The 25043-nt window shown below is 68.8% G+C and carries 17 protein-coding genes; 14 read left to right on the top strand and 3 right to left on the bottom strand.

The window, feature by feature from the left end; translation table 11 throughout:
• Positions 1 to 49: 49 nt before the first annotated feature.
• Complete coding sequence (locus HY049_13600) at positions 50 to 403, bottom strand: hypothetical protein (protein MBI3449936.1); 354 nt, start codon at positions 401 to 403, stop codon at positions 50 to 52.
• Positions 404 to 868: 465 nt separating this feature from the next.
• Here HY049_13600 and HY049_13595 point away from each other — a divergent pair, with 465 nt between their 5' ends.
• From HY049_13595 to HY049_13565, 7 genes are all read left to right on the top strand, one after another.
• On the top strand, positions 869 to 1879 hold the full coding sequence (locus HY049_13595) for a hypothetical protein (GenBank protein ID MBI3449935.1): 1011 nt from the start codon (positions 869 to 871) through the stop codon (positions 1877 to 1879).
• Between the two features lie 7 nt (positions 1880 to 1886).
• A complete protein-coding gene (locus HY049_13590; GenBank protein ID MBI3449934.1) occupies positions 1887 to 2456 on the top strand; it encodes a hypothetical protein in 570 nt (189 codons plus the stop codon).
• A 52-nt stretch (positions 2457 to 2508) separates the two neighbouring features.
• Positions 2509 to 3840: an HD domain-containing protein gene (locus tag HY049_13585; protein MBI3449933.1), complete on the top strand. Its 1332-nt coding sequence runs from the start codon at positions 2509 to 2511 to the stop codon at positions 3838 to 3840.
• A gap of 47 nt (positions 3841 to 3887) precedes the next feature.
• Positions 3888 to 5168, top strand: a complete 1281-nt coding sequence (locus HY049_13580) for a serine hydroxymethyltransferase (GenBank protein MBI3449932.1) — start codon at positions 3888 to 3890, stop codon at positions 5166 to 5168.
• Between the two features lie 4 nt (positions 5169 to 5172).
• On the top strand, positions 5173 to 7113 hold the full coding sequence (locus HY049_13575) for an ATP-dependent DNA helicase (protein MBI3449931.1): 1941 nt from the start codon (positions 5173 to 5175) through the stop codon (positions 7111 to 7113).
• A complete protein-coding gene (locus HY049_13570) occupies positions 7113 to 8255 on the top strand; it encodes a ribonuclease D (GenBank protein ID MBI3449930.1) in 1143 nt (380 codons plus the stop codon). The genes HY049_13575 and HY049_13570 overlap by 1 nt, the downstream gene beginning before the upstream one ends.
• Positions 8256 to 8378: 123 nt before the next feature.
• A complete protein-coding gene (locus HY049_13565; protein MBI3449929.1) occupies positions 8379 to 9041 on the top strand; it encodes a glutathione S-transferase family protein in 663 nt (220 codons plus the stop codon).
• 13 nt (positions 9042 to 9054) lie between these two features.
• Here the strand turns inward: HY049_13565 and HY049_13560 are convergent, their stop codons facing one another.
• Positions 9055 to 12180, bottom strand: coding sequence for a hypothetical protein (locus HY049_13560; GenBank protein MBI3449928.1), 3126 nt, complete (start codon positions 12178 to 12180; stop codon positions 9055 to 9057).
• Positions 12181 to 12231: 51 nt separating this feature from the next.
• A complete protein-coding gene (gene pruA, locus HY049_13555; GenBank protein ID MBI3449927.1) occupies positions 12232 to 13782 on the bottom strand; it encodes an L-glutamate gamma-semialdehyde dehydrogenase in 1551 nt (516 codons plus the stop codon).
• A 155-nt stretch (positions 13783 to 13937) separates the two neighbouring features.
• On the opposite strand from pruA, the gene HY049_13550 reads away from it, so the two are divergent.
• From HY049_13550 to HY049_13520, 7 genes are all read left to right on the top strand, one after another.
• The gene (locus tag HY049_13550) at positions 13938 to 15998 is read left to right on the top strand and encodes a sigma 54-interacting transcriptional regulator (protein MBI3449926.1); all 2061 of its coding nucleotides are present in this window, start codon (positions 13938 to 13940) and stop codon (positions 15996 to 15998) included.
• A 66-nt stretch (positions 15999 to 16064) separates the two neighbouring features.
• Positions 16065 to 18314 (top strand): PQQ-dependent sugar dehydrogenase, encoded by a 2250-nt coding sequence (locus tag HY049_13545; GenBank protein ID MBI3449925.1) that lies wholly within the window; start codon positions 16065 to 16067, stop codon positions 18312 to 18314.
• A gap of 62 nt (positions 18315 to 18376) precedes the next feature.
• On the top strand, positions 18377 to 18751 hold the full coding sequence (locus HY049_13540) for a hypothetical protein (GenBank protein ID MBI3449924.1): 375 nt from the start codon (positions 18377 to 18379) through the stop codon (positions 18749 to 18751).
• 230 nt (positions 18752 to 18981) lie between these two features.
• Positions 18982 to 19194 carry a hypothetical protein gene (locus HY049_13535; protein ID MBI3449923.1) on the top strand — a complete coding sequence of 71 codons (213 nt, stop codon included), beginning with the start codon at positions 18982 to 18984 and terminating at the stop codon, positions 19192 to 19194.
• The gene (locus HY049_13530) at positions 19191 to 20783 is read left to right on the top strand and encodes a TolC family protein (protein ID MBI3449922.1); all 1593 of its coding nucleotides are present in this window, start codon (positions 19191 to 19193) and stop codon (positions 20781 to 20783) included. Before HY049_13535 ends, HY049_13530 begins: the two co-directional genes overlap by 4 nt.
• Before the next feature lie 30 nt (positions 20784 to 20813).
• On the top strand, positions 20814 to 21941 hold the full coding sequence (locus tag HY049_13525) for an efflux RND transporter periplasmic adaptor subunit (protein MBI3449921.1): 1128 nt from the start codon (positions 20814 to 20816) through the stop codon (positions 21939 to 21941).
• Entirely contained in the window at positions 21941 to 25027 is a 3087-nt protein-coding gene (locus HY049_13520) for an efflux RND transporter permease subunit (protein ID MBI3449920.1), read from the top strand. Before HY049_13525 ends, HY049_13520 begins: the two co-directional genes overlap by 1 nt.
• Positions 25028 to 25043 lie beyond the last annotated feature (16 nt).

Genomic DNA, 25043 nt, shown 5'->3' with positions numbered 1-25043 from the left:
GGCTGGCGGATCAAATCCCGAATGCGAGAACGACCGCGCTCAGGCTCGACTACTCGTCTTTGTTGCCCGGGCTCAGGTTCGCCTTCCTCTTGAACTTGCCGCCCTTGCCGTTACCGTTGTTGAAGTCGTCACCCGTGTAACCACCAGCCGAAACCAGACCACCCACCGCTGCGACCTTCGTGATCTCGCCGCGGAAGGTGCTGATGACGTTGTTGGCCTTGGCCTGAGTGACCTCGCGACCAGGATCCGCCGCGCGGACATTCACGCCGAACTGCCGGAGAAGCGTCACGAGCTGCCCTTCGGTGAGCGGCGAGCCGAGGGAACCCGAGACACCGATTCCCAGCTTGCCCAGCTCCTTGACGGCCGCGTCCGCGGTGAGGCCTGCGGGCGCCTTCGGATCCATCGCCTTCACGAGACTAACCACGAAATCCCCCGTGGTAATCGGGGCCGTCTTCGCGGACGGCGCAGCCAATGCCATGGACCCCGCCAAGCAAAGGCTCAACGCCGAGCCGACGAACGACCGGAGTACTCTGTTCATACCCCCTCCTTCAACAAGATGACCCGCAAGTCTTGGAATTTAAAGACATTCTCCCCCGGACACAGAACTTGAGGCGCGATGATCGTGCGCTCTTATATACGCCAGCCCCAAACCAAAGTCAACTGAAAGTTTCCCGAGAGCCAAGCCAAGTGAGCCTTTCGGCAGCGTTTGCGCCGCTCGGGCCGGCTCCGGATGCCGGCAAAGCATAACATCCGAGAAGGCAGCCGAAACGGCGTCTTGCTTTCGTTGACAGTCGGCCAGCCCTTCGATAGATTGGGGCTCGTCGCCCGGCTAACCATTGAGCCATAGGAAGTTATCATCGGAGGTGCGTTGAGCGACCCCGCCGACTTCCCGACGACCCCAGATCCTGGCGGCCTCGAGCGCCGGTGGTCGCTCAAGGATATTCCGCGCGCCATCCCCATCTCGTTCGATCCCCGGACGCTCCTCATCGGCGGGGTCGGGCTCTTTCTCTCCGGCGCGACGTTCGGGGTCGCCCACTGGCTGGGCGTCAAGACAGGAGAAGCCGCCGCGAGAAACGTCTTCAACGTGGCGGGGGCCGTCGCGGCGTCGTGCATCTGGGTCGTCTTCGCCGGGATCATCGCGCGCCTGAGCCTCACCCGGCTCATCGAGGGACGCCGCGCGGGGGCCGACGAGCTCCGGCGGTTCCTCACCGAGAGGTGGACCACGCTGGTCGGAACGCCGGTGGCCTTCGGCGCGCTGGGGCTCGTCTTTCTCGGCTTCATGGCGCTCATCGAGCTCATCGGCGCCGTTCCCGGCATCGGCCCCATCATCTTCAGCGCCTCGTTCCTCCTCGTCTTCCTCCTGGCCTTCATGGCGACGCTGACCGCGGTGGTCCACACGCTCGGCACGTTTCTCTACCCTTCCATCATCGCACTCCGGGGCGTTGGCGCCCTCGGCGTGCTCATGGAGATGTTTCAGCTCGTGCGGCGCCGGGGTTTCACGCTGCTGCTGTATGAGTTCGTGGTCGGTGTCGCCGGACTCGTGATGACGGCGGTGCTCGGCTCCGTCGTCTGGGCCGGACTCTACATCGCCAACTGGTCGGCGCTCGCGATCATGGACGCCAGGTTCGAGCAGTCCCTCGGCGCCATCCCGGAGTCGTTTCGGGTCTTTCTCAGGCCGTTCGAGCGCTGGCTCCCCTACGTGCCGGCGCAGACCGACGTGCCATGGCACTACGATCTCTCAGGGCTTCTCCTCGGCATCTCGCTCCTCGGCATCGTCGTGGCGACCGCGGTGTACCCGTTCGTCTTCTTCAACACCGCCGGCTCCATCACCTACCTGGTCCTGCGGCGGGACAACGAACCCGACCGGCGCGAGACGTGAGACCCGGATGCTGGAGAAGGGGTACGTAGGCCGCGCGATCCAGATCATCGCCACCAACCCGTTCGAGTTCATCCTCGCGGGGGCGATTCTCGGCGGCTTCTCCATCTTCACGTGCGGCCTCCTGACCGGTCCGGCGGCGGGGGGCCTCGTCGCGATGACGCTCAAGCGCTGTCGCGGCGAGGAGATCGACATCGCGGACGCGTTCCTCGGGTTCGAGAACTTCACGACCAACCTCCTCGTCGGCCTCGCGCTGATGGGGATGGTCCTGTTCGGCTCGATCTTCCTGTTCGTCCCCGGGTGGATCCTCGGCGCGCTGTTCCTGTACTCGATCCCCGTGGCCGTGGATCGCGGCGTGGGTCCGGGAGAGGCGCTGAAGATCGCGAGAACTCTCGGCGCAAAGGATCTCCTCGCGCAGACCATCTTCGCGGCCGCGGTCTTCATCGTCGCGATCTCCGGAGCCGTATTCCTCGTCGTGGGAGTGTGGATCAGCGTTCCGATCGCGATCGGAGCCGTGACGATCGCCTACCATGACGCCGCCTATCCGCCGAACACCGCGCACGGGGCCGCCGACATCTGACGCGCGCCCTCCCGGCTGCGGCGCGCGAGCGGCCCGGGAGCGAGCGTCGGCGATGGACATCACCCGCGACGAGATCGAGCAGCGCGAGGAGGGATCCCTCGCGGATTTCGCGCTCCGGAGCCGCGACGCCGCGCGCGCGCGCCCCATCCCCCGCGACGGGCGCGCCTTCGACTACCGGACCGAATACCAGCGCGACCGCGATCGGATTCTCCACGCGCGGGCCTTCCGGCGGCTGAGGCTCAAGGGAGAGGCGCGCGGGGCCGCCGGCGCGGAGAGGCGCGACCGCCTCACATTGACTCTCGAAGTGACCCAGATCGCCCGGACGATCGCTCGCGCCCTCGCGCTGAACGAGGATCTCACGGAGGCGATCGCCCTCGGCCACGCGCTGGGCACGCCCCCGTTCGGTCGCGACGGCGAGACCGCCCTCGATGCCGTCTGCCGCGAATCCCGGGTGAGCTCGATCGGCGGTTTCGACGCGGGCGCCCAGGCGCTGCGGGTCGTCGATCTCCTCGAGAAACGCTACGAACATCCCGGGTTGAACCTCACGCATGACGTGAGAGAGGGTCTCCTCAAGCTGCGCCCCGCCGAGCCGATCCCGGCAACGCCCGGCTCCATCGGCGACGGGCTCGACGTCGCCGCGCTCGAGCCCAGGCGCCCGCCCTCCCCCGAAGCGCAGGCGGTGCGATCCGCGTCGCGCATCGCGGCGACGATGGGAGATCTCGACGACGCCCTGCGCGGCGGCGATCTTCCGGTGGAGGAGGCCGAGAGCCTTCCCATCGTGCGCGAGCTGATCCGGCACCTCGGCGATCGGTATCCGGCCGGCTCGCGGCGCCGTTTCATGAAGGCGAACGCGATCCACCGCGGGCTGACGCATCTGCTCGTGACCGGCACGATCCACAGCGCGAAGAAGGCGCTGCGCGGGTGGGCGCGGGCCGAGGGGGTGGTGGACCACGCGGCGTACCTCGCCTCGAGGCACCGCCTTCCTCCGCGGATCGTGGAGCTCGCGCCCCGCACCCTTGGCCTCTTCGAGAGCCTGCGCGCGGCGCTCGGCGCGCGCGTCGGATCGTCGTCCGCCGCGGCGGCGGCGCGGCGGCGGGCTCGGCTCGGGATCGAATCGCTCGTCGCTGCTTACCGGGACGATCCGCGCCTCCTCGACGACTACGTGCTGATCCGGTTCAAGGAGATCGCCGGGGGGCCCTACCTTCGCGACGTCCCGCCGGCCGCCGTGGAAACCGAATCAGCCCGGCGCTACCATGGCTCGGGGGTCTTCTTCCGGCTGATCGTCGATCACGTCGCCGGAATGACCGACTCGTACGCCCTTCAAGAGATCCACCGCATCGACGGCACCGCGCTCTCCACCGGAGGTCTGCCGCCTCCGGCATGACGTCTCCGCGCGGAGCCCGATCGACGGCAGGAAGACGGGAGAGAGAGATGAACGGGGACGAAAGCTCCCTGCAGGCGGTGGACCCGGAGATCGCGGAGTCGATCGACCACGAGGTGAGGCGGCAGCAGGAGGGGCTCGAGCTCATCGCCTCCGAGAACTTCGTCAGCCCCGCCATCCTGCAGGCCGCGGGCACGGTCTTCACGAACAAGTACGCCGAGGGGCTCCCCGGCCGGCGCTACTACGGGGGCTGCGAGAACGTCGATCGCGTCGAGCGCCTGGCGCGCGATCGCGCCTGCGCCCTCTTCGGCGCCGAGCACGCCAACGTGCAGCCGCACAGCGGCAGCCAGGCGAACATGGCGGTGTACATGACCGCTCTCAAGCCCGGCGACCGCGTTCTCGGGATGAACCTGTCGCACGGCGGCCATCTCACGCACGGTCATCCCCTGAATTTCTCGGGACTCCTCTACGAGATCATCCCCTACGGCGTGCGCCGCGCGGACGAGACGATCGACTACGACGAGATGGAGGCGCTGGCGCGCGAGCGCAGGCCGCGCCTCATCATCGCCGGGGCGTCCGCGTACTCGCGCATCATCGACTTCCCCCGCATCCGTCGCATCGCGGACGAGGTCGGCGCCCTGGTCATGGTGGACATGGCCCACATCGCCGGGATCGTCGCCGCGGGCCTTCACCCGAGCCCCGTCCCGCACGCCGACTTCGTGACGACCACGACGCACAAGACGCTGCGCGGGCCGCGGGGCGGCATGGTCCTCTGCACGAAGGCGCACGCGAAGGATCTCGACAAGCGCCTCTTCCCCGGCATCCAGGGAGGGCCCCTCGTCCACATCATCGCCGCGAAGGCGGTCTGCCTGAAGGAGGCGGCGGCGCCCGCGTTCCGGAAGTATCAGCAGCAGGTGCTGGACAACGCGAAGGCGCTGGCCGCGGCGGTCGCCGGCGCGGGTTACCGCATCGTATCGGGCGGCACCGACAACCACCTCTTCCTCGTCGACGTGGCGACCAAGGGACTGTCGGGGAAGACCGCCGAGGAAGCTCTCGATCGCGCGGCCATCACGGTCAACAAGAACTCGATCCCGTTCGACGAGCGGCCGCCGATGGATCCGAGCGGTATTCGCATCGGCACGCCGGCCGTCACCACGCGCGGGATGGGCCTCGACCAGATGCGCGCGATCGCGGCGATGATCGCCCGCGTGCTCGCCGCGCCGGACGACGCCGGCGTCTCGGCCTCGGTGCGCCGCGACGTGGTCGAGGTCTGCCGCTCCTTCCCCCTTCCCTACCGGCTCCTCGGCGCGCCCGCCGTCTCGGGATCCTGATCCGGTGATTCGAGAGGTCCTGGAGCCGGGAGGCCTGCTCGCGTCGCGTCACCCCGGCTACGAGCCCCGCCCGTCGCAGGTGCGCATGGGCGTGGCGGTGGGGCGGGCGCTCGAGGAGGCGGAGCATCTGCTCGTCGAGGCGCCCCCCGGAACCGGGAAGACCTTCGCGTACCTCGTGCCGGCGATCGATTCGGGCAGGACCGTCGTCATCTCGACGGGGACGCGCACGCTCCAGGACCAGCTCTTCCAGCGCGACATCCCCCTGCTCTCGAAGGTCATCGGCCGGCCCATCCGCGCCGCCCTGATGAAGGGGCGAGAAAACTATCTCTGCGTCCACCGCCTCGACGGCTTCACGTCGCAGGGCGCCCTCACCGGGTTCGGCGGAGACGCGGCCCTCGAGGCCTCGAGGCTCGCGGGGGTTCGCGCGTGGGCGCGCGCCACCGACACCGGCGACCGCGCCGAGCTCGCCGAGCTCCCCGAGCCGTGGCGCCCCTGGGAGAAGATCGACGCGCGGGCCGACACGTGCCTCGGCCAGAAGTGCGAGCAGTACGACGCCTGCTTCCTGACGCGCATGCGCCGCCGCGCGCAGGAGGCCGACCTCATCGTCGTCAATCACCACCTCCTTCTGAGCGATCTCGTGCTCAAGGCCTCGGCCTACGGGGCGATCATCCCGGAGTACCGCTTCCTCATCGTGGACGAGGCGCACATGCTCGAGGAGGTGGCGACGGCGCACCTCGGGCGCTCGCTCTCGTCGTACCAGATCGCCGATCTCGCGGTGGACGCTGCGGCCTTCGCGGAGCGGCGCGCGTCGGATTCGGCCGAAGGGAGCGCCCTCGCGATGGGCGGCCGGGAGCTGAAGGCGGCCGCCGCCGACATGCACGCGCTGTTCGGCGAGGAGCTTCGCGGACGCTTCCTGCTCGCGCCGCTCCTCGCGGACGGCGACACGCGGCGGCGCCTCGACGAGACGCGCCTCGCGCTGGACGGCATCGCGCGAGCCGCGGAGAGCCTCGAGAACCCCTCCGAGGAGAGCGACGCGCTCCGGAGGCGCGGGAGCGACCTGGCCCGGACGCTCGAGTTTCTACTGAAAACCGACGACGATTCTGCGGTCTTCTGGGGAGAGCGGCGCGGGCGCGGCATCTTCCTCACCGCGTCCCCCATCGACGTCTCATCGCAGCTCAGGGAGCTGCTCTTCCAGCGAATCGACGCCGCGGTCCTGACGAGCGCGACGCTGACGGTGGACGGATCGTTCGAGTTCGTGCGGGAGCGCGTCGGCCTCGGCCGCGCAGCGACGCTGTCGCTCCCCTCGCCGTTCGATCTCGAGACGCAGTCGATCCTGTACGTGCCCGCCGCGACCCCTGAGCCGTCGGAAGCCGCCTTTGCCCAGGCCGTCGACGACCAGATTCGTTCGCTTCTCGCGATCACAGAGGGGCGCGCTTTCCTCCTCTTCACATCGCTCGCCGCGATGAGGCGCGAGCGCGAGAGCCTCGAGGGGACCGTGGACTGGCCGCTCCTGATGCAGGGAGAGGCGTCGCGCCACGCGCTCCTGGACCGCTTCCGCGCGACGCCGAACGCCGTGCTCCTCGCGACGGCGTCGTTCTGGCAGGGCGTGGACGTTCCCGGCGAGAGCCTGAGCCTGGTCGTGATTGAGAAGCTCCCCTTCGACGTCCCTAGCGATCCGATCGTCGCCGCCCGCTGCGAGGCGGTGCGCCGGCGCGGGGGGAACGCCTTCGAGGAGTACCAGCTTCCCGCCGCGGTCATCGATCTCAAGCAGGGGCTGGGAAGGCTCCTGCGCGCGCGCACCGATCGAGGCGTGCTCGCGGTGCTCGACGGCCGACTGCGGACGAAGCGCTACGGCTCCACCTTCCTCAAGTCGCTGCCGCCGTACCCGGTCGTCGATTCCCTGGCGTCCGTCCGCGAGTTCTTCCTCGGCGAGCGGGCGGCGTGATGGATTCGCGCCCCTGGGAGTGGATCGACACGGCCGAGGGGGTGTCGGCGCTCGCCCGGGCCGTCGCCGACGAGCCCGTCATCGGCCTCGACACCGAGAGCGACTCGTTCCACCACTACCAGGAGCAGGTCTGCCTCGTGCAGGTGTCGACGCGAAGGACGGATTACCTCATCGACCCGATCGCCGCGAAGGATCTCTCGCCGCTCGCGAAGCCCCTGGGGGATCCCCGGCGGGAGATCGTCCTCCACGGCTCCGACTACGACATCGTCTGCCTCAAGCGGGATTTCGCCATCCACTTCACGAGAATCTTCGACACCGTCCTGGCCGCGCAACTCCTGGGGTACCCCGCGACGGGCCTTTCGGCTCTCATCGAGCGGCATTTCGGCGTCAAGGTCTCCAAGCAGCACCAGCGCGACGAGTGGTACAAGCGCCCGCTCTCCGAATCGCAGATTCGCTACGCGCTCACCGACACCCGGTATCTCCTGCCGCTGCGCGAGATCCTCGGCGCGGAGCTGGTGGCCGCGGGCCGCCTCGCGTGGGCCGAGGAGGAGTTCTCGCTCCTGACCCAGCGCGAGTGGTCGCGCGAGCCCTTTCATCCGGATCATTTCTGGAAGATCCGCGGCGTGCGGGACCTGGGCCGGCGCGAGCAGGGAGTCCTGAGGGAACTCGCGGTCCTGCGCGACGGACGATCCCGCGCGGTGAACCGGCCGCCATTCAAGGTGATCCCCGACCAGACGCTGACCGCGCTCGCGCACGCGAAGCCGAAAAACGAGGGAGACCTGAAGCGCGTCCGCGGGATGTCGCCGCTCATGATCCGCCGCTTCGGCGAGGAGATCCTCGAGGCCATCCGCCGCGGCCTTTCGCTGCCCGAGAACGACCTTCCCGTGGCGACGCGCGGCGAGAGGCGCCAGGGAGATCCCGCGGCCAATCGGCGGCTCGAGGCCCTGAAGGAGTGGCGCCGGAAGAAGGCCGAGTCGCTGAAGCTCGACCCCGGCGTCCTCGCGCCGCAGTCGACGCTTCAGGCGCTCGCGCGCAGCGGCATCGCCACGCCTTCGGAGCTCGAGTCGATCACGGGCGTGACGCGGTGGCGCCTCCGCGAGTTCGGCGCGGAGTGGGTCGCCGTGATGAACCCCGCGCGCTGATCGCGGCCCGTCCTTCGTCCCGCCTTGATACGCGCGTGCCGAACTCCTACGCTGACCCCGATCCGAAGCCCGTCACGTGAGGTGGCGACCGCGGCCCGCCTCAACCCACCAGGAGGGTTCCCCTTGATCAAGCTCCACTGCTTCGACCGGTCTCCCTACGGCTGGAAGGCGCGCGTCGTGCTCGCCGAGAAAAACGTCCCGTACGAGCTCGTCCCGCCTCCCCAGAACAAGAATGAGGACCCGCAGTTCGGGAAGATGAACCCGTTCCGCCTGACGCCCGTGCTCGAGCTCGAGGACGGCCGCACGATCTACGAGTCGACGGTCATCGCCGAGTACCTCGAGGATCGGTACCCGTCCCCGGCCATGCTTCCGAAGGACCCCTACGACAGGGCGCGCGTCCGCATGATCGAGGACACTACCGACCAGTACCTCCTCGCGGCCTCGCGCAAGTTCACGATGGCGCAGTTCGAGTACGCGCCGCCGCTCCTGAAGCGGAAGCCGGCCGCCCAGATCGACCACAAGGCGATCGAGGAGGCCAAGATCGAGATCCACGGCCACCTCGCGCGCCTCGAGAGGGAGCTCCAGGGCCGGACCTTCTTCGGAGGGGACGCCTTCTCGCTCGCGGACGCCTCGCTGCTCGCGCCGATCACGCAGGGGTGGGTGACGCTGGGACTCCTCCCGGATCCGAAGTACCCGAACATCGCCGCGTGGTCGAAGCGGGTGATGGAGAGGGCCTCGTACAAGGCCTCGGCTCCGAAGGAGCCGCTTCGCATCGCGGAGAGCTGAGGGGCGATTCCGCCTACGGGCAGGGGCTCGAGTTCGGCCTCGGGGTGCCGTTCGACTGGCTCCCGAGGCCGCTTTCCGCCATGCAGTTGCGCGAGGCGACGACGTAGTAGAAGGCGCTCCCGATCGCCGGCGTCGTCGCGTCGTTCACGGTCGTGGCCGGCACCGTGTTCGCGAGGCACGTCTGGTTGTACGCGAAGTGGGTTGTCGGACCGATGCCGCCGCGATAGACGTCGTACCCCTGGGCGAGCGTCGCGCCGCTCCACGCCAGGTCGCCGGTGTCCGCGAGCGTGACGTCCTCGGCGACGTCCGAGGGAGGCGGCGAGCCCGGATGGATCGCCGCGTCCGCGTCGGCGCAGTCGCACGGGGCCCCGAACCCATCATGATCGGCGTCGGTCTGGGCCGGGTTCGATCCTGAGGCGCAGTTGTCGCAGAAGTCGGCGATGCCATCCGCGTCGAGATCGGTCGTCCCTGATCCCGAGCAGCCGAAGGCCTGGAACATCCCGCGCCCGTGCGTCGCCGTGAAGAGCAGGTTCGGCTGCTGCACGGCGATCTCGAACGTCGCCACGTTCGGGAGGCCGCCGGCGTAGCGGGCCCACGTCTGCCCGCCGTTCGTCGAGGCGTACGGCCCGATGTCGGTGGCCGCGTAGATCATCTGCGGCGCGACCGGATCGATCACGAGCTGGTTTACCGGCATGTTCGGGAGGTTCGACGTCGTGTCGGTCCACGACGCCCCGCGGTTCACCGTCCTGAAGACGTGGCCGTTCCCGTTGTTCGGGTCGTCGAACCCCGAGTAGCCCACGAACGCGATGTTCGCGTCCACCGGGCTCACCGCGATCGTCGCGACGGTGCGCGTCGGAAGGGGCGCCGCCTTCACGTCGGTCCACGCGCCGCCCAGGTTCGAGGTGGCGTAGACCTGCGCGTTCGAGGAGCCGGTGTAGATGAAGCTCGCGTTGTTCTTTCCGACGCCGATGGCCGTGATGTCGCCGAGGTTGTTGGGATCGCCGGGCACGATCGAGAGGTCGGGGCTGATCGCAGACCACGAGTCGCCGCGGCTCGGCGTCCGGTAGAGCTTGTTCGTGCCGAGGTAGAGGACCGCGGGGTTCGTCGGGTCCATCTCGACGGGGACGTAGAACTCGGAAGGGTCTGCGGTGTTGAGGCCCGACTGCTTCGTCGCCCACGTGCTTCCCGAGTTGTCGGAGCGCTCGAACGAGACGTTGAAGTACGTGTGGTACACGGTGGCGGGGGTAACGAAGTCGACGGCCGTCTGGCCCCCGTCGCCGTTCTGGATGTGGTTCCAGATGGTGCTCCCCGTGTACTTGATGGTCCCGTTGTCCTGCGTGCCGCCGTACGCGACGTTCGGATCGGCCGGCGGCACCGCCACGCTCTGGAACTGGAGGAGAGCGAGGTTTCCGTTCCGGTTCACCCAGTTCGGCGAGGCGGGCGAAGGATCGTCCGTCCGCCAGACGCCGCCGTCGTTCCCGCTCCAGAGTTGCGTCGGGAGCGACGGCGCGAAGAAGAGGGCGTGCTGATCGGCGTGAAGCCCTCCCGTCGTCCCGCTGCTCGTCGAGATGCTGGTGAAGGTGTTGCCGCCGTTCGTCGAACGGTAGAGGTTGACCCCCCCTAGGAAGACGGTGTTCGGGTCGGTCGGGTGGACGGCGACGACCAGGTCGTACCAGCACTGCGTGTTGCACGAGTAGCCGGTGCTGCTCTTGAACGTCCAGCTCGCCCCCCCGTCGGCGCTCCGGTAGAGGCCGAGGAGCGTGCTCGCCGAGACGCTGTGATGCGCCGCGTAGACGATGAGCGGGCTGCTCTTCGAGATGCCGAGGTTGATGCGTCCGACGTTGGTCGAGGGAAGCCCTCCGGCTATTCTGGCGCCGAACGAGGCTCCGCCGTTCGTGGACTTGTAGACGCCGTTGTTCGCCGACCCGCCGATGTAGCCGAGGCCCGCGTAGACGTTGTTCGGGTTCGACGGATCGAAGAGGACGTCGGTGGCGGCGACGGCGCCGGCTGGAAGCCCGGTGCCGAGCGCGCGCGCCCATGTCGCTCCGCCGTCGGTCGTCCGATAGATCCCGCCGCTGAAGAGGCGGTTCCCCTCCTGGAAGGTCCCCACGGCGGCGATGACGACATTCGGATCGGTCGGATGCACGACGATCTGCGCGATCGCGGCGCTGTTGAGCGGCGCGCGGTTCGGATCGATCGGCCCCGTCGGCGCCCAGTTGGCCCCGCCGTCGGTGGACTTCCAGATCCCGGCCCCCCAGTACGAGTCGATCGACAGGTTCGCCTCGCCGGTTCCGAGGTAGAGGATGCTCGGGTTCGAGGTCGAGATCGCGATGGCGCCGGTGGCGAGGGAGGGAAGTGTGTCGGTGAGGGCCATCCAGGTCGTGCCGGCGTTCGTGGACTTCCAGACGCCCCCCTGCGCGCCGCAGGCGTAGACGATGTTCGGGTCGGTCGGGTGGACGGCGATGCTGTTCACGCGGCCGCTCACGTCGCCGGTCGGGCTCGTCTGGCCGTTCGTCACCTTCGACGGCCCGATGGCGAGCCACTGCCCCTGCGTCAGCGAGGAGGAGGGCGCCTCGATCGTCGGATCGGTCCCGGTGACCGGCGACGACGCCGCCAGCTCGGCGTACGCCTTCGCGATCGCGCCCCCCGGGACGATGCCTGTCGGGTACGCGCGTTGATCGTGAAGGCGCTGGTTCCGGAGAAGCGCCTTCGCCGCGAGAGGACCCGGCCTTACGGGCTTCTCCGAGCCGAGGATCGCGATCGCCTCACCCCGCCGCTCGATCCTGAAACGCCGGCTCCCCGCGCAGTCGGGGCAATCGACCTCGAGCCATCTCGGGCCGCCGAAAAGATCGAGTGTGAGGGGGGCTCCGTCACCGAGGACCGCCTGGAAGTAACCGTCGTGGAGCGCGACGGTCTGCGGCCCCTGCTCCCAGAGCACGTCGCCCCCTCCCGCCCGGTTCGTCAGGCGGAAGGTGACCTCGGACTCGGGGGCGGCGTGCGGCCCCGCGATCGTGTGGAGACGACCCTCAAAGATAAGGTAGACCGGCTCGTCGGCGAGCACGGCGGACGCGGAGACGAGCCCGAGCAGGGCACCGGCGATCCAGGCGAGTGGCCGGGCAGGGGTCAGGCGTTCAACCATGAGGGACCGGATCTTACGTCCATCCGTCGCGCCAAGCCACATGCGTTCGCCTCATACCTTTTCGCTGATCGCCTTCGCCTGCGTGAAGAGCAGGAGGTAGTCGTGTCCGCCCGCTTTTGAATCCGTCCCCGACATGTTGAAGCCGCCGAAGGGGTGGACCCCCACCATCGCGCCCGTGCACTTCCTGTTCACGTAGAGGTTCCCCACGTGGAATCGCCGCTTCGCGTCGGCGATGCGCTCCGGCGATCGGGTGTAGACCGCGCCAGTCAGGCCGAACTCGGTGTCGTTCGCGATCCGCAGGCCGTCCTCGAAGTCCTTGGCCTTGATGACCGCGAGGACGGGGCCGAAGATCTCCTCCTGTGCGATCTTCCCCCTCGCCGGAACGTCGGCGATGACGGTCGGCTGGACGAAGGAGCCGTCGGGCGAGCCCGCCTCGCCACCCGTGACGAGCCTTCCCTCGCGCTTCCCCGCCTCGACGTAGCCGAGGATGGTGGCCTGGGCGCGATCATTGATGACCGGTCCCATCTGGGTCTTCGGATCGGTCGGATCGCCGACGGTGATCGCCCGCGTCCCGGCGGCCACCTTCTCGAGAACGGCGTCGTACACCTTCGCGTCGACGATAGCGCGCGAGCACGCGGAGCACTTCTGGCCCGAGTAGCCGAAGGCCGAGGCGACGATGCCGCGCGCGGCCTCGTCGACGTCCGCGTCGTCGGCGACGAGGATGGCGTCCTTCCCGCCCATCTCGACGATGACCCTCTTGATCCAGATCTGCCCGGGGTTCGGCTTCGCCGCGCGCTCGTTGATCCTGAGACCGACCTCCTTCGATCCCGTGAAGGCGACGAAGCGGGTCCTCGGATGATCGATGAGGGGATCGCCGACCGTCGCACCCGCTCCGCTCAGGAAGTTCACGACCCCCGGCGGCAGCCCGGCCTCCTCGAGCACCTCCATGAAGGCGTAGGCGATGGCGGGGGCGTCGCTGCTCGGCTTCATCACGATCGTGTTCCCGGTGACGACCGCGGCGACGGTCATGCCGGCCATGATGGCGAGCGGGAAGTTCCACGGCGGGATGGCGGCGCCGGCGCCGAGCGGGATGTAGCGGAGCTCGTTGCGCTCGTGCGGGACGCGGGTCAGCGGGTGCTTGCCGGCAAGGCGCAGCGCCTCGCGCGCGTAGAACTCGCAGAAGTCGATCGCCTCGGCGGTGTCGGCGTCGGCCTCGGCCCAGGGCTTGCCGACCTCGTGGACCATCCACGCCGACATCTCGAACTTGCGCCGCCTCAGGATCGACGCGCACCGGAAGAGAACCGAAGCCCGGTCCTCGGGAGCGACGTGCTGCCACGTCTCGAAGGCCTTCCACGCCGCAGCGAGGGCCGTCTCGACGTCCTCGCGCGTCCCGGCGGCGAAGTGGCCGATGACCTGGCTCTTCTTCGCGGGGTTCCGCGACGCGAAGGTCTCCTTCCGCTCGATTTTCTTTCCGTCGATGATCAGCGGGTAGGTGCGGCCGAGCTTCGAGGCGACGTGCGACAGCGCCTCCTGCATTTTGTTCCGGTTCTCGTCCTTCGAGAAATCGACGAAGGGCTCGTTGGCGAACGCGTAGGGCTCCATGGGGCCTCCGGAGTCGCGAGCGGGGACGGGATCGTGCGGGGCAGAGGCCGGGATTCTAACACCGGCGAGTGCCGGTCGCAGCCCGCGCGGGCCGGCGCGGGAGGGGGGGCGCGACGTGGAGAGTTCCCCCGGTGCGCTCTAGAATGCCAGCTTCCATGGAACCCCAATCGGTCGCCAAAGTCCTGGCTCGCATCGCCGAGACGGCGTCGGAGACGCTCGAGCTCCAGGAGGTCTTCAACCGGGTGGCCGCCTCCGTCCGCGAGCTGATCCCCTTCGACAACATGGGGGTAGTGCGCATCGTCGAGGAGCGGCTCGCCGTGGTCCATGCCGCGACCTGGGACTGCGGGAACGAGAAGCCCACCTGCTCCGACCCGACGCCGCTCGAGCTCTGGTCCCCGCGCATGCGCCCCCGGCCCGGTCCCCTCCGCATCGACGACGCCGAGACGGAGCTCGATCCGTCGTTCCGTCTCGACGCCGAGATCATCCACAAGGGAGTCCGATCCATCCTCTGGCAGTCGTTCCGCGCGGGGGACGCCTTCTCGGGAGGCGTCTGGCTCAGCTCCGGCCGCGCGTCGGGCTTCACGGAGGAGCACCAGCAGGTCCTCGCCCCGATCGCCGCCCTCCTCGGATCCGCGGTGGAGCACTGGAGGATCTGGGATGCCGACCGCGTGCGCCGCGAGCGCCTCGATCAGCTCGAGTCGATCCTCGCGACCCTCACGCCGTCGCTCGACGTCCGCGAGATCTTCGAGCGCATCGCCGAGGCGGTGCGCGAGGTGATGCCCCACGATCTGATGGTTCTCACCGAGCTCGACGCGCTGGCCCGGACCATCCGGCCGATCGGCGAGTCGAAACGCATCGACGCGCGCGTTCCGAGCGAGCCGGTGCACCTGACCCAGGAGGAGGCCGAGCGCTGCCGGATGGAGTCGGAGATCTTCCGCGATCTCCCGGCGGAGCTCGAGCCCACGACGGAAAGGAACCGCCTGCTCCTCGGGAGCGGCATGCTCTCGTGGCTGAGGGTCCCCGTCTGGATGTCGGGCGAGGTCCACGGCGCGGTGAGCTTCTTCGACCGGGAGCGATCGCGGTACGGCGACGCCGACGTCGAGATCGCGCGCCGGATCGCGGACCGGATCGCCCTCGCCCTGTCCTATCAGCGGCTCGCCGAGGAAGCGCGCCTCGCCGCGGAGGCGCGCGAGCGCGCCGAGCGGCTCGAGGCGACGGTCGCGACGCTGACCCGCGAGCTGCAGTCCCAGGGGCGCGGCCGCGTCATCGGCGTCTCGCGGTCGTGGAAGCACGTCCTCACGCAGGTCGGCCGCGTCGCGTCGTCGGGGACGACGGTCCTCATCACGGGCGAGTCGGGGACGGGCAAGGAGGTCGTGTCACGCCTCATCCACCAGGGATCGCCGCGCTCGGCGAAGCCGCTCATCGCGATCAACTGCGCGGCGCTCCCGGAGCAGCTCCTCGAGTCGGAGCTGTTCGGCCACGAGAAGGGGGCCTTCACCGGAGCCGTCGCGGCCAAGATCGGCCAGCTCGAGCAGGCGGCCGGCGGCACTCTCTTTCTCGACGAGATCACCGAGATGAGCCCTCTCGTCCAGGCGAAATTCCTGCGCGTGCTGCAGGAGCGAGAGTTCCAACGCGTCGGCGGGACCCGAGTCCTCCGCGCCGACGTGCGCGTCGTCGCCGCGACCAACCGGAACCTGGCGACGGCGATCGCCAGGGGACAGTTCCGCGAGGATCTCTACTATCGGCTCAACGTCTTCGAGATCCAGATCCCGGCCCTGCGCGAGCGTCCCGACGACATCCTTCCCCTCGCCGAGTCCTTCCTCGATGAGCTCGGCCGGACGATGGGGCGCCCCGCCGCGGGCATCTCCCGCGACGCATGCCAGTGGCTCCTCGCCTACGGCTGGCCGGGCAACGTCCGCGAGCTCCGGAACGCGATCGAGCGGGCCATCCTCCTCTGCGACGGCGGGCTCATCACGCACGAGCACCTCCCGGCGGCGATCGGCCGCAGCGAGCTCGCGCGCGAGCGGACGCCGGCCCCGGGGACGGATCCGGCCACCCCCCTCCCGCCGGGGGGCGTCCAGCTCCAGGAGATGGAGCGGAAGTTCGTCGAGCAGGCCCTCAGGAGCGCGAAGGGCAACAAGTCGCAGGCGGCCCGGCTCCTCGGGCTCACCCGGGCCCAGCTTTACACGAGAATCCAGAAATACGGGTTCAACTGACCCGAACGCCCGGCTTGCCCCCCCGCACGGGTGAACGTAAATAGGTGGTGCGGAGTCTCACGCTCAATGACTCGAAAAACCCTTCTGGCGCCCGTCGTGTGTCTTCTCATCGCGACAGGCGTGCTGTCGATTGCGCATGCCGGCACGGTTCCCGCCGGGTTCGTCGAGACGAACCTGCCGGTGGACGTGTTCCAGCTCACCGACTTCGACTGGGATCCGACCGGGGACATCTGGCTGATCAGCAAGCTGGGCAAGATCGAGGTGCTGCACGTCGGGGACCCCGCGCCCACCGTCGTCACCCAGCTCGCCAACGTCTCCAGCGACGGCGAGGAGGGGCTGGTCGGGCTCGCGATCGATCCCGACTTCCTCACCAACCACTTCATCTACTTCTACGTCACCGACCTCGGCCCGCCCGTGCACAACAAGGTGATCCGGGCCGAGGTGTCGGGGAACAGCCTCCTCAACATCACCACGCTTCTGGACGGCCCCGAGCTCCTCAGCATCATGCACATGTCCGGCGGCATGCGCTTCGGCCCGGACGGGATGCTGTACGTGACGATGGGAGACAACTTTCAATTCTCCCCGGCGCAGGACAGGGGGTCGCTCCTCGGAAAAGTGCTCCGGATCGCGCGCGACGGCTCCATCCCTTCGGACAACCCCTTCGTGAGCGATCCGAACGCGCGTCCCGAGGTATGGGCGCTCGGCTTCCGGAACGCGTGGCGCTTCATGTTCCAGCCGGTGACCGGCAACCTCTTTCTCGGCGACGTCGGGGACGTCACGTGGGAGGAGCTCGACGTCATCCTGAAGGGGCAGGATTACGGCTGGCCTCTCGTCGAGGGGCCGGCGCCGCCGGGCGTCGCGGGGATGACCTATCCCATTTATTCCTACAACCACAACGGGACAGGGGCCGCGATCATCGGCGGCGACTTCATGAACACGCTGAACTTCCCCGCCCAGTACAACGGAAACTTCTTCTACGCCGACTACGCCCTGAAGGTCGTCTACCGGATGCAGCTCGACTCGAACAACCTGCCCACGAGCGTCGAGGAGTTCGCGACCAATCTCCCCTTCATCACCCACGTGCGCGTCGGCCCCGACGGGGCGCTCTACTATTGCAGCATCAACTTCCAGACGATTTACCGGGTCGCGTGGGTCGGCGGATCGAACCACCAGCCCTCAGCGATCGCGACGGCGACGCCCACGAACGGGCTCAACCCCCTCAACGTCCACTTCGACGGCACCGGCTCGAGCGACGTGGACCCCAACACGACCCTCACGTACGCGTGGGCCTTCGGCGACGGCGGGACCTCCACGGCGGCCGCCCCGAACCACACCTACTCGATCGCAGGCTCGTACACGGCGTCGCTGACGGTGAGCGACGGATCGCTCACGTCGTCGGCCTCGATCCGCATCGTCTCCGGGAACCGAGCCCCGACCGCCACGATCTCGATGCCGGCGAACGGGAGCTTCTTCAATGGCGGCGACACGATCAATTTCGCCGGCTCGGCGTCAGACCCCGAGGAGGGGACGATCCCCGCGTCCGGCTTCGACTGGACGATCGTCTTTCACCACAACGTCCACACGCACCCGTTCCTCGGCCCCATCAGCGGGATCACCTCGGGCAGTTTCGTGACGGACACCACGGGAGAGCCCGACCCGAACATCGCGTACGAGATCATCCTGGACGCCTCCGACACCGGCGCTCCGGTCGGGTCCGCGGCGGTTCTCACGGACCGGAAGAGCGTCTTCATCTACCCCAACCTCAGCGTGATGTCGTTCCGAGCCACGCCGCGCGCCGATCTGGCTCTGCAGCTCAACAGCAAGCCGATGACGCCTCCCGCCGACGTGACCGCCGTGGTCGGGCACTCCTTCACCCTCGGGGCCGTCACGCCGCAGACGCCCGGGGACGGCCACACGTACGTCTTCAACGACTGGTCGGACGGCGGGGCGCTCCAGCACTCCATCGCGACGCAGCCGTCGAACACGACGTACACCGCACACTATCGATGCAATCTGATCACGGAGATCTCGGGGGTCCTCGCCTCCTTCAGCGGAGGCAAGATGACGCTGAACTGGACGGCGCCATCCGACCTCTGCCTCGCGGCAGGCGGCGCGGTCTACCACGTCTACTCCGCAGCGACAGCCCGCCCGGCGACGCCGCCGGGAAACTTCCCGACGTCCCCCGCCTTCACCCTGATCGGGACGACGACGTCCACGTCCCTCACCTTCACCCCCGCGGTCGGCCGCCGCTTCTATCTGGTCGTCGGCATTGGGAGCGACGGCGCCGAGGGGCCCGTGGGCCACTACCTGCACTGAAAGTTGATTCCTCCCGCAAAGGATTCCGGCCGGAGGGGTAATCTGCACGCAGGAGGTCGCTCATGAATAAGATCATTCTCGGGCTCATCGTCGGCGGCGTGCTCGGCATCTTCGACGGGATGACGGCGTGGTTCACCCCCGCCGTCCGGCCGATTCTGGCCGGCATCGTCGTCGGCTCCACCCTCAAGGGGGTCATCGCCGGAGTCCTCATCGGCTGGTTCTCCCGCAAGGTGATCTCGGTTCCGAAGGGGATCGTCTTCGGGCTGGTCGTCGGGCTCTTCCTCGCCTTCCTCGTCGCGGCGATGCCGTCGGCCACCGGCGAGCACTACTACTTCGAGATCATGCTGCCCGGTGGACTCGTCGGGCTGGTCGTCGGGTATGCCACGCAGCGCTACGGGCAGCCGGCGGCCCAGCGCCGGCAGGTGGCGGGCAGCTGACCCGACGCGGGGCGGACGCGAGGCGTCCGTCCCGCGCCCACGTGCGGAGAACCAGGCAACCTGTCGATGAATCGACAGCAGGCGGGACCTGGCGACGGCCCCCGCTCCACCCCAGGGAATGCGCCGAACCCCATTCTGTGTTTGACGTTATGCCGCCGCGCGCGAGGCGGCGGCGGGTGGCACGCCGATTGACATACATCGCCGGCATGAGCCAGCGATGCGTCGAACGCGTGATCGGCCGCCTCGTCACCGACGAGGCCTTCCGCCAGAGGTTCACCGAGAGCCCGGGCGCCGCCCTCCAGGAGATGACCGAATGCGGGCTGGAGCTGACCTCCCTCGAGATGCGCGCGCTCGCCTCCATCGACCCGAAGCTGATCGCGCTCTTCGCGGACGCCATCGATCCCCGCATCCAGAAAGTTCACGTGAACGGGGGGTGCTCGTGAAGCACGCGGCGCGCGTCGTGCTGACGGCTCTTCTTCTGGCCGCCCCCCTCCCCGCGGCCGCGGTCACCGGCGCTTCGGCGACGCAGCGCCCGCTCACTCTCGACCAGGCGATCGCGATGGCGCTCTCGACGAACGAGGCGATCCTCGTCCAGCGCGAGAGCGTGATCTCCGCCGAGGCGAACGTTTCGGGGGCGAAAGGGGCGTACGATCCGGCGCTGAAGCTGACGGCCGACGCCCGGCGTGCGCTGACGCCCGTCAACTCAGCCTTCTCCGGCGCGCCGCCAGGCGAGCTCGCGCCGACGACGCACACCGCCGATGCAGGGGCGACCCTCGAGCAGCTCCTGCCGACGGGGGCGCTGGTCACCGTGCTCGCCAACCTCTCGCGGACGACGACCAACAACAACTTCACGCTTCTCTCGCCCGCGTACAGCAGCGAGCTCGGAGTCGAATTCCGCCAGCCGCTTCTCCGAGGCCGCAGCATCGACGCCGGCCGGCTCCGCCTGCGGGTCGCGGCGGCCGATCGCCGCGCCGCCGGCGCCGGGCTCCGCGAGACCGTCACGGACTCGGTTGCCGCCGTCGAGCGGGCGTACTGGAGCCTCGTCGCCGCCCGCCGGGAGATCTCCGTGCGTAAGGAGGCGGTGCGGCTTGCCGAGGAGCAGCTCGAGCAGACGCGGCTTCGCGTCGAGGCGGGCGCCGCTCCCGAGACCGAGATCGCCCAGCCGCGCGCCGAGCTCGAGAACCGCCGGGGAGATCTCTCGGCGTCGCGAGAATCGGAAGCGCGCGCCGAGAACACCCTGAAGCTCCTCATTCTCGGAGACGACGCGCAGGGATGGGGAGAGAGGATCGAGCCGCAGGACGATCCCGACGTCTCGCCCGAGCCGATCGACGTCGATCGCGCGCTTCAGCGCGCGCTCGCCGCGCGCCCGGAGATCGAAGGGGCGCAGGCCGCCATCGATCGCCAGCGCTCGACCGTCGAGTTCTCGCGCAACGCCTCGCGACCGGCTCTCGACGCCATCGTCGCGTACGATCGCTTCGGCCTCGCCGGCGGGGAGAACCCGCTCGGCACCGGGTTTGCCGGAGCGCCGCCAATCATCCCGAGCGTCCTCGAGGGCGGATGGGGGCACTCGCTCTCGATGCTCGGCGAGAATCGATACAGCGACGGCCGCGTGGGGCTCGAGGCCCGCTTCACCATCGGCGGGCGGACGGCGAAAGCCGACGTCGCGGTGGCGCAGAGCGCCGCGAGGCAGGCCGAGACGCTCCTGTCGAGCGCCCGGAAAACCGTGCGCGCCGAGGTCCTCGACGCCGCGGCCGCGATGGACACGGCGGGGCAGCGGATCGGCTCGTCGCGCGCCGCCCGCGAGGCGGCCGAAGTGCAGCTCTCCGCCGAGCGCGATCGCTACGCCGCCGGCCTGTCGACCAACTTCCTCGTCCTCACGCGGCAGAATGACCTTTCACACGCCCGCCTCGACGAGATCTCGGCGCGGACCGACTACCGCAAGGCGGTCACCGAGATGGCGCGCGCGACGGGCACGCTCCTCGCGGATCGCCGTATCGACCTCGGGCCCGCAGACGCCGCGGGGTCACGATGATCCGCTCGCGCAGAATGGAGACTCCGATTCATGGCTAAGCGAATGGTCCTGATGCTCGTCGCGATGACGCTTTTCCTCGCGACGATAGGGTTCGTCAAGACACGGCAGATCCAGGCGGCGATCGCGCAGGGTCAGGCGTACAGGCCGCCCCCGGAGGCGATCACGACCACGATCGCGAAGCCCGAGATCTGGCGAAAGACGCTCGGGGCGATCGGCACCACCGCCGCCGTCCAGGGGGTGATGGTCAGCGCGGACCTCCCGGGTCTCGTCGACAGGATCGCCTTTCAGTCGGGCAGAACGGTCGCCGCGGGCGATCTCCTCGTCCACCTCGACACCCGGCAGGAGGAAGCCCAGGCGGCCGCCGCGATCGCGAAGCGCGACCTCGCGCGCCTTTCGCGCGACCGCATCCAGGGGCTGCGCGCGAAGGGGGTCACGTCGCAGTCGGAGCTCGACGCCACCGAGGCCGAGTTTCGCCAGGCGGAGGCGAGCGTCGGCGAGATCCAGGCGACGATTCAGCGCAAGACGATCCGCGCGCCCTTCACGGGCCTCCTCGGCATCCGCGAAGTCAATCTCGGCCAGTACCTCGACAGCGGTCAACGGATCGTCCAGCTCCAGGCCCTCGACCCGATCTACGTGAACTTCTCTGTGCCGCAGCAGGATCTCGCGCTCGTCCCCCCCGGAGCCGAGGTGAGGCTCACGGACGACGGTCAGAAGGACCTTTCAATGACGGGCAAGGTCTTCGCCCTCGCCTCGGTCGTCGACGAGAAGACGCGCAACGTGCAGGTCCAGGCCGTCTTCGCGAACCCGAGCGGGCGCGTGCGGCCCGGCATGTTCGTTCGCGCCGAGGTCGCGCTGAAGGCCCAGGACGAGGTCACCCCCATCCCCACTTCGGCCATCAAGTACGCGCCGTACGGCGACTCGGTCTTCGTGGTCGAGGAGATGAAGGGGCCGGACGGAGCCGCGTACAAGGGGCTGAGGCAGCAGTTCGTGAAGCTGGGTCCGTCGCGGGGAGATCAGATCGCCGTCCTCTCGGGGCTGAAGCCCGGAGAGGAGATCGCGACGGCCGGAGTCTTCAAGCTCCGCAACGGCGTCGCCGTCGTCGTGAACAACGAGGTCCAGCCCGGGAACGACCCGAAGCCGAAGCCCGAGGACAACTGATGAAGATCACCGACCTTTTCATCAAGCGGCCCGTCCTCGCGATCGTGGTCAACCTCGTCATCCTGATCGCGGGCCTCTATTCCGTCCGGTCGCTCGCGGTGAGGCAGTATCCGCGCAGCGACATCGCGGTCGTCACCGTCACGACGGTGTACGTCGGGGCGAACGCGGACCTGGTCCGCGGCTTCATCACGTCCCCCCTCGAGCGGGTCATCGCGAGCGCCGACGGCATCGACTTCGTCGAGTCGTCGAGCGCGCAGGGGCTCAGCACGATCACGGTCCATCTGAAGCTGAACTACGACACGAACGCGGCGCTGACGCAGATACAGTCCAAGGTGGCGCAGGTCCGCAACGACCTCCCCCCCGAATCGCAGGCGCCGGTCATCGCCATCCAGACGGCGGACAGCCAGTTCGCGGCGATGTACATCGGATTCTCGTCCAACGATCTCACGCAGAGCCAGATCACCGACTACCTGACCCGCGCGGTGCAGCCGAAGCTCAGCGCGATCAGCGGGGTCCAGCGCGCCGACATCCTCGGCGATCGCAACTTCGCGATGCGCGTCTGGCTCAAGCCCGATCGGATGGCCGCGCTCGGCATCTCTCCCGGAGACGTCCGCGACGCGCTGTCGAAGAACAATTACCTCGCCGCGCTCGGCGCGACCAAGGGGTCGATGGTGTCGGTGAACCTCGTGGCCAACACCGACCTCAAGACCCCCGACGAGTTCCGCCAGCTCGTCGTGAAGGAGGACGGCGGCACGATCGTCCGCCTCGGCGAGATCGCCGACGTCGTCCTCGGCGCCGAGAACTACGACTCGGAGGTCCGGTTCTCCGGGCAGACGGCGACCTTCATGGGCGTCTGGGCTCTGCCCACGGCGAACTCGCTCGAGGTCGTCGAGACCGTCCGGGCCGCGATGCCCGAGATCGAGTCGCAGCTCCCCGCGGGGATGAAGCTCGGCATCCCCTACGACTCCACCGTCTACATCCGCAGCGCCCTCGACGAGGTCCTCAAGACCCTCACCGAGACGCTGCTCATCGTCATCGTGGTGATCTTCCTCTTTCTTGGCTCGGCGCGGGCGGTCGTCATCCCGTTCGTCGCGATCCCGATCTCCCTCGTCGGCGCCGTCTTCCTGATGCTGGCCGCCGGGTTCACGATCAACCTCCTGACCCTCCTGGCGATCGTCCTCTCCGTGGGGCTGGTCGTCGACGACGCGATCGTCATGGTCGAAAACGTCGAGCGGCACCTCCGCGCGGGCGAGAAACCGCTCGCCGCGGCGATCCAGGCGGCGCGCGAGCTCGTCGGCCCGATCATCGCGATGACGATCACCCTCGCGGCGGTCTACACCCCCGTCGGCATCCAGGGGGGCCTCACCGGCGCGCTCTTCCGCGAGTTCGCCTTCACGCTCGCGGGGGCGGTGATCGTGTCGGGCGTCGTCGCCCTGACCCTTTCCCCGATGATGGGGTCGAGGCTCCTGCGCTCCGGCGACTCGGAGCGCGGCTTCGCGGCCGTCGTCAACCGCACCTTCGATCGGATCCGCGACCTGTACACGCGCGGCCTCACCGGCACGCTCAAGTACCGGCCGGTCATGATCACGCTCTGGGCAATCGTGGTCGCGCTCATCGTCCCGTTCTACCTCCTCTCGCAGCGCGAGCTGGCGCCCGCCGAGGATCAGGGGGTCGTCTTCGCCGTCCTCCAGACGTCGGCCAACTCGACCCTCGATCAGACGATGCTCTTCGCGACGAAAATCGACGGCGTCTTCCGCGCCTTCCCCGAGATGGAGAACACCTTCCAGATCACCTCGCCGACCGGCGGCTTCGGCGGGATGGTCACGAAGCCGTGGAACCAAAGGACCCGGAGCACCGCGCAGCTCATGATGCAGGCGGGGGCCGATCTCGGGAAGATCCCGGGCGTCCGCGCGATCCCGCTGACGCCGCCTCCGCTACCGGGCGGAGGCAACTTCCCCGTGGACTTCGTCGTCGCCTCGACGGCCGAGCCCGCGCAGCTCGTCGAGTTCGCCGACAAGCTCGTCCAGAAGGCGTTCGCGAGCGGCCTCTTCATCTTCGCCGACGCCGACGTGAAGTTCGATCAGCCGCAGACCGAGGTCGTCTTCGATCGCGACAAGGTGCGCTCCCTCGGCGTCAACATGAGCGAGGCCGGCGGCGATCTCGCGACGATGCTCGGCGGGAACTTCGTGAACCGATTCAGCATCCAGGGGCGCAGCTACAAGGTCATCCCCCAGATCAAGCGCGCCGAGCGCCTCACCCCCGAGCAGCTCCAGCAGGTCTACGTGAAGGGGCCCGAGGGGAAGCTCGTCCCCCTCTCGACCTTCGCCTCGCTCAAGACCACGACGGAGCCGCGCGACCTGAAGCGCTTCCAGCAGCTCAACGCCGTGCGCATCCAGGGGGTCATCCCGCCTCCGGTCTCGCTCGACGCCGCCCTGCGCGTCCTCGAGGACGAGGCGAAGACCATCCTCCCGCCGGGGTTCACCGTCGATTACGCCGGCGAGTCGCGGCAGCTCCGCACCGAGGGGAGCAAGTTCCTCGGCACCTTCCTCCTCTCGGCGATCCTCATCTACCTGGTGCTCGCCGCGCAGTTCGAGAGCTTCCGGGATCCTTTCATCATCCTCGTCGGCTCGGTCCCCCTCGCCATCTCGGGGGCGCTCCTCTTCTCGTTCCTCGGCCTCACGACGCTGAACATCTACAGCCAGATCGGGCTCATCACGCTCGTCGGGCTGGTGTCGAAGAACGGGATCCTGATCGTCGAGTTCGCGAACCAGCTCCAGGAGCGCGGGGCCGACAAGACGCGCGCCGTCATCGAGGCCTCGGCGACGCGGTTGCGGCCGATCCTCATGACCACCGCGGCGACCGTCATGGGGCACTTCCCGCTCATCATCGCGACCGGCCCGGGCGCCGGCGCGCGCAACAGCATCGGGATCATGCTCGTCACGGGGATGATCATCGGGACGGCGTTCACGCTGTTCGTGGTGCCGTCGATCTACGTGCTCGTGGCGCGTGAGCGATCGCCGCGCGTGGTCGAGGAGGGCGAGGGGGAACTGTCCGGGATCATGGAGCTGGCGCTCGCGGCGGATTGAGGACGATCGGCAGGCC

Source organism: Acidobacteriota bacterium (assembly GCA_016195325.1).
In the GTDB taxonomy this organism is placed as follows: domain Bacteria; phylum Acidobacteriota; class Polarisedimenticolia; order JACPZX01; family JACPZX01; genus JACPZX01.
The sequence above is the reverse complement of the archived record's forward strand: the minus strand, read 5'-3'. Positions and strand labels throughout refer to the sequence as shown.

What these genes read in the sequence shown, in the direction of transcription:
- HY049_13585 (MBI3449933.1), top strand. Translation starts at nt 2,509, where the DNA reads ATGGACATCACCCGCGACGAGATCGAGCAGCGCGAGGAGGGATCCCTC.
- HY049_13600 (MBI3449936.1), bottom strand. Translation starts at nt 403, where the DNA reads ATGGATCCGAAGGCGCCCGCAGGCCTCACCGCGGACGCGGCCGTCAAG.
- HY049_13520 (MBI3449920.1), top strand. Translation starts at nt 21,941, where the DNA reads ATGAAGATCACCGACCTTTTCATCAAGCGGCCCGTCCTCGCGATCGTG.
- HY049_13525 (MBI3449921.1), top strand. Translation starts at nt 20,814, where the DNA reads ATGGCTAAGCGAATGGTCCTGATGCTCGTCGCGATGACGCTTTTCCTC.
- HY049_13560 (MBI3449928.1), bottom strand. Translation starts at nt 12,180, where the DNA reads ATGGTTGAACGCCTGACCCCTGCCCGGCCACTCGCCTGGATCGCCGGT.
- pruA (MBI3449927.1), bottom strand. Translation starts at nt 13,782, where the DNA reads ATGGAGCCCTACGCGTTCGCCAACGAGCCCTTCGTCGATTTCTCGAAG.
- HY049_13550 (MBI3449926.1), top strand. Translation starts at nt 13,938, where the DNA reads ATGGAACCCCAATCGGTCGCCAAAGTCCTGGCTCGCATCGCCGAGACG.
- HY049_13540 (MBI3449924.1), top strand. Translation starts at nt 18,377, where the DNA reads ATGAATAAGATCATTCTCGGGCTCATCGTCGGCGGCGTGCTCGGCATC.
- HY049_13580 (MBI3449932.1), top strand. Translation starts at nt 3,888, where the DNA reads ATGAACGGGGACGAAAGCTCCCTGCAGGCGGTGGACCCGGAGATCGCG.
- HY049_13590 (MBI3449934.1), top strand. Translation starts at nt 1,887, where the DNA reads ATGCTGGAGAAGGGGTACGTAGGCCGCGCGATCCAGATCATCGCCACC.
- HY049_13570 (MBI3449930.1), top strand. Translation starts at nt 7,113, where the DNA reads ATGGATTCGCGCCCCTGGGAGTGGATCGACACGGCCGAGGGGGTGTCG.
- HY049_13545 (MBI3449925.1), top strand. Translation starts at nt 16,065, where the DNA reads ATGACTCGAAAAACCCTTCTGGCGCCCGTCGTGTGTCTTCTCATCGCG.